Annotated in this window: 6 protein-coding genes; 5 read left to right on the top strand and 1 reads right to left on the bottom strand. The window is 28.6% G+C overall.

Annotated features, from left to right (window positions below; all coding sequences use genetic code 11):
• Positions 1 to 495 precede the first annotated feature (495 nt).
• Entirely contained in the window at positions 496 to 729 is a 234-nt protein-coding gene (locus B3J31_RS16980; protein WP_414632861.1) for a GNAT family N-acetyltransferase, read from the top strand.
• A gap of 125 nt (positions 730 to 854) precedes the next feature.
• Here the strand turns inward: B3J31_RS16980 and B3J31_RS00205 are convergent, their stop codons facing one another.
• Entirely contained in the window at positions 855 to 1,340 is a 486-nt protein-coding gene (locus B3J31_RS00205) for a hypothetical protein (protein WP_346873547.1), read from the bottom strand.
• Between the two features lie 382 nt (positions 1,341 to 1,722).
• Between B3J31_RS00205 and B3J31_RS00200 the strand changes: the two genes are divergently transcribed.
• From B3J31_RS00200 to B3J31_RS00185, 4 genes are all read left to right on the top strand, one after another.
• Complete coding sequence (locus B3J31_RS00200; protein WP_346873546.1) at positions 1,723 to 2,274, top strand: hypothetical protein; 552 nt, start codon at positions 1,723 to 1,725, stop codon at positions 2,272 to 2,274.
• Positions 2,275 to 2,333: 59 nt separating this feature from the next.
• Positions 2,334 to 3,092 (top strand): APH(3') family aminoglycoside O-phosphotransferase, encoded by a 759-nt coding sequence (locus B3J31_RS00195; protein WP_346873545.1) that lies wholly within the window; start codon positions 2,334 to 2,336, stop codon positions 3,090 to 3,092.
• A 95-nt stretch (positions 3,093 to 3,187) separates the two neighbouring features.
• The gene (locus B3J31_RS00190; protein ID WP_346873544.1) at positions 3,188 to 3,751 is read left to right on the top strand and encodes a GNAT family protein; all 564 of its coding nucleotides are present in this window, start codon (positions 3,188 to 3,190) and stop codon (positions 3,749 to 3,751) included.
• Positions 3,752 to 3,967: 216 nt separating this feature from the next.
• The gene (locus B3J31_RS00185) at positions 3,968 to 4,831 is read left to right on the top strand and encodes an aminoglycoside 6-adenylyltransferase (RefSeq protein WP_346873543.1); all 864 of its coding nucleotides are present in this window, start codon (positions 3,968 to 3,970) and stop codon (positions 4,829 to 4,831) included.
• Positions 4,832 to 4,867 lie beyond the last annotated feature (36 nt).

Genomic DNA, 4,867 nt, shown 5'->3' with positions numbered 1-4,867 from the left:
TACCACACTTTACACTATCTAATTAATATTATAACTCAAATTAGAAAAAAATTACTAAAAAAACCTTTTATGGATTAATCATACTATATATAGTTTACTACAAAATAATGAAAAACTGAAATACTTATAAAATATAAGAAATCATATTTAGAGCATCTCTATATAGAGATACTTATTTACATACATTTTATTGTAATCGTGCTATAATAAGTATTATATTTATGGTTGTAAATGAAAAATTTTAGGAAATGGTGAAGAAAATTAATTTATTAATCAGAGTTTATTTATGAAAAAGGACTAAGATGTATAGACAATTTTGCAGTTGAAGTACACTATAAAAATACTGATTCACAAAATAAAAGTATTGAAAAATATATAAGCGAAAATGGAAAGATGGTATATACTACACAACAGCAAAGTGCAATAATTGTTGACGGTGATAACCTATCATTATTAGGAAATGCAAAAGTTTATCAAATATAACTTTAATACAGAATAGCAATATTACCAGGGTATCAAGGAAAAGATATAGGACTTAAAATTGTTAATTATGCCTTTAAGATTTCAAGAAATTTAAGAAAAACACTATATTTAGACTGTTGGGCTGGAAATGTAAAATTAAAAAACTATTATTCTAAAGCGGGATTTGATTATTGCGGAGATTTTCAAGAAAAAGATTATATGATTAGTGTTTTTAAATATACATTTCCATTAAACAATTTACAATAAGTGTATTGATCAATCCTATTTTAGTATTCTGGAGCAAGAATATCATAATAATTATAAGTAAGGTTTGACTTGATGTATTGTAACATATTTTGTAAATACCCTATTATCTTTCCTTGTAATTTTCATTACAAGTTGGAGGTTGATTTTAATTTAATGGGTATAAATGCTTCCATTTGTGCCCATCCTTGTGCTTTTATAATCTCTGGTGGTGTAATAATATGTCCCATACCATAATGATTTTGACGGATATCCAGTTCGAAAATATCAGAATTCTTAATATATTCCAAGGCTTGATTATATAACTTACCACGTGTTTCTTCATCTCCATCTTTGAAGAAATAAGTTACATAGTACCCGCCTTCAAAATCAACAACTTCGTTACTGCCATCATCCATATCATCACTCAATGCCCACCACCATACTAGGCCTTGTTTTTCTTCATCAAAACACAAAAAATCTCTGGGCAAAAAACTATCTCGTTCAGATAGATTAATTGCAGAAAAATACTTATTGAACTTTCCTAAAATACCGTCAGGGGAAAAGTTAAATTCTTTATCTATCCCAGATGATGCTGCTTTGAATGGTGGCAATGATATTATCCTAAAATCCATAAAAATACCTCCTGTTATTTTTTATCAACTGATTTAAATACGCTTACTTTGACCATATTATAACATATTTCCCAATAACGTACTATTAAATTTTAAAAGAAAAAATTAAATACTTATTTAGCTTTATCTACATATGACGAGGGTAAACTTCACTTTAAAATTAAGATGATTCTGATTGAAATATTTAATAAATTTATTAATACTGATATTTTGAAAAATTAGATTATACTTGCTTATATTCATGTATAATTATTTTATAGGTTATGTGTAATTATAATAAATTGATCGAAGGAGATTAAGAAATATGAAACTGAATAATTTCTTTAGACATACCCCATTAATAATAGGTATTTGATTATTTATATTTTAGGAAGTGATAGTATTGAGTATATTGGGATACAATCGCATTATTATTGTTGGTAATAATGGTAGTGGAAAAAGTTTTTTATCTAAAGAATTGTCTGTTATCACGGGTTTGCCACTTATTCATCTTGATGTTGAGTTTTGGCGTCCTAATTGGGAACAACCTCCGAAAGAAGAATGGATAAAGAAACAAATGGAACTTACATCAAAGGTAAAATGGATAATTGAGGGAAATCATACTGACACAATGGAATTGCGATTTAAAGCGGCAGATTTAATAATATTTCTTGATATAAATCGTTTCATATGTTTGGTTAGTGTATTAACAAGAAATGGTAAAAAGCGTTCGGATATACCCCAATATCTTGAAGAAAAACTTGATAAGGAGTTTTTACGTCTTTGTAAAGGCTTATGGAGTTTCTCTAAAACACGTAAACATACTATAATGAATTTACATAAAAAATATCCTAATAAACCGTTTTTTGTTATTGCTAGCAGAAAAAAAATGAAAAAGTTGTTAAAACTATGGAGAGATGAAAAAATAAATAGACCAACAGAATCACAAAAATAGATTTAAATGAATATGGAAAGCCAGATATTTATATAGAAAAAGGATTGGTGGGAAAATATATGTATTTACCAAATAAGCTAGAAAAAATACTTGCAGGTATGCACTTTGAAGCAGATAAAGAAGGTATGTCGAAAGCAAAAGTAATTAAGTGCTTTGATATGGATAAATCTTATTATTTAAAGATAGAAAAAGTTAATGATGAAGTGATCAGAGAATATGAGATGTACCAGTGGTTGTATGGAAAACTATCAGTACCAAAAGTGATTTATCGTGTGATAGAAGATGACATTTCTTATATGCTGAAAGAGAATGCAAAAGGTCAGATGCTAGAAGATGAAGCATATAGAAAAACTCCAGATAGATTAGTTCATTTAGCAGCTATTGGTATAAAGAAATTGCAGAGTGTTGATATCACAGAATGTAATTTTAACAGTAGAATAGAGAAAAAATTAGAAAAAGCAAAATGCAGGATTGAACATAATTTGATAGGAAGAGTGGATAGAAATAAATATACGGAAGGCCTTGAAACATCTAGGGATGTATTTAATTATCTCCTAAGGAATAAGCCGGTAGAACAATTAGTGTTTACACATGGAGACTATTGTTTTAACAACTATTTTACAGACGGTAAAGATATTACATCCTTTATAGATATGGGACGAGGGGGAGTTGGCGATCTATATCAAGATATTGCGTTATGTGTTCGTGAATTAATGGATTTTGATTCAAGATATACAGATATGTTATTTGAAGAATTAGAAATAAAACCTGATTATGCAAAAATAAAATACTATATTTTATTAGATGAGCTATTCTAATTATGTATAAATTGCGGAGTAAAAATCACAAAGCAGGGTATCTATGTTATATAAAATTAGATTAGCAGAGGAAAATGAAAAAGTGGGGGATAAGAATGGAAAATATAAATATAGAAAAACAAATACAACATCTATTAAAAGGAAAATCTATAGAACTTGTACCTGTAACTGAAGAACATATGGAGTTTATATGTAATGAAGAAAGTGATGAAGAATTATGGTGTTATGAGGAACATGTTGAGACTGACAAAACTCGTATTCGAAAGAAGTTTATTAAGCGAATTGAAGAAAATGATGTTTTTGATTTTATAGTTAAACGCAGTTCAGATGGGGTACAGATGGGAGTAGTTTATATATGGGAATGTATTACTTCACGAAAGAGCTGGGAAATTGGATATGTTATCTTGCCTGAGTTTCAAGGCAATGGCTATTGTTTAGAAAGTGTACAGCTTTTGCTTTCCTTTGCATTTAATGAATTGAAAGCTCATAAGGTATTAGGTATGTGCCATTGCGAAAATAAAAAATCTGCATCAATAATGGAAAAAGCAGGTATGTCAAAGCAGGGTGTATTTAGGGAAGAGTATCTATGTGGAGGTAAGTGGGTCGACCAATTCTATTTTAGTATGCTGGATCGAGAATATCATAATAATTATAAGTAAGGTTAATATATCACGACGGTATTTTTTATTTAATAACTCAAATTATAATAAACGTTATTCGTACACTGACTAGAGCATCTCTTTATAGAGGTGCTTTTTGTATTTTGAAACATTTTATTGTAATTGTTCTATAATAAGTATTATAATTATGATTGTATATGGAAAATTGTAAGATATTGTGTAGTAATAATTAAATATTTCCAGTGAGGTGATACTTTGCGTAGTGAAAAAGAAATAATGGAGTTAATACTTAATTTCGCTGAAAAAGATGAACGTATTAGGGCAGTTTATATGAATGGCTCTCGAACTAATCCCAATATAGAAAAAGATATTTATCAAGATTACGACATTGTATATGTTGTATCAGAAACGAATTCATTTTTAGAAAATAAAAATTGGATTACTGCATTCGGTGATATAGCAATTGTCCAAGAACCTGATTTAGTTGATATAGCATTTGGTATTGAGCATGATTTTAATAATAGATATGTCTGGCTGATACTTTTTAAAGATGGTAATCGTATCGATTTATCTATTGAGGTTAAAGAAAAAATGTTGGAAGGATATTTGGAGGATAAACTCACTGTACCTCTTATGGATAAAGATAATTGTCTGCCTTATATAGCACCTCCTACAGATGAAGATTATTGGGTAAAGAAGCCTACAGAACTACAATATATAAGTTGTTGTAATGAATTTTGGTGGTGTTTGAATAACGTTGGTAAAGGTATAGCAAGGGATGAATTACCTTATGCTATGTGGATGTTCAATGTAGTTGTAAGAGATATGCTTGTAAAGATGATAGAATGGCATATTGGAGTAACCACAAATTTCTCTGTATCTACTGGTAAATTAGGTAAGTTTTTTAAAAAGTATCTATCAAATGAATTATATGAAATGTACTCAAAAACTTATTCAGATGCTGATTATGATAACTTTTGGATGGCAATATTTAACGCTTGTGAATTATTCAGGACTACTGCCTTGCATGTTGGCAAATATTTTGGATATGTTTATAATCAAAGCGAAGATACCAATATGATTTTATATTTAACAAGAATAAAAAACAATGCAAATTAATTCACTATATTAATATAGAACTAAATCGCTAAAAGC

It is taken from the genome of Clostridium sp. UBA5988 (genome assembly GCF_002435615.1).
GTDB lineage: Bacteria > Bacillota > Clostridia > Clostridiales > Clostridiaceae > Clostridium_J > Clostridium_J sulfidigenes.
This window is presented reverse-complemented; position numbering and strand designations above follow the sequence as displayed.

Coding starts and splice junctions, on each gene's coding strand:
- B3J31_RS00190 (WP_346873544.1), top strand. CDS start 3,188: ATGGAAAATATAAATATAGAAAAACAAATACAACATCTATTAAAAGGA.
- B3J31_RS00205 (WP_346873547.1), bottom strand. CDS start 1,340: ATGGATTTTAGGATAATATCATTGCCACCATTCAAAGCAGCATCATCT.
- B3J31_RS00195 (WP_346873545.1), top strand. CDS start 2,334: ATGTATTTACCAAATAAGCTAGAAAAAATACTTGCAGGTATGCACTTT.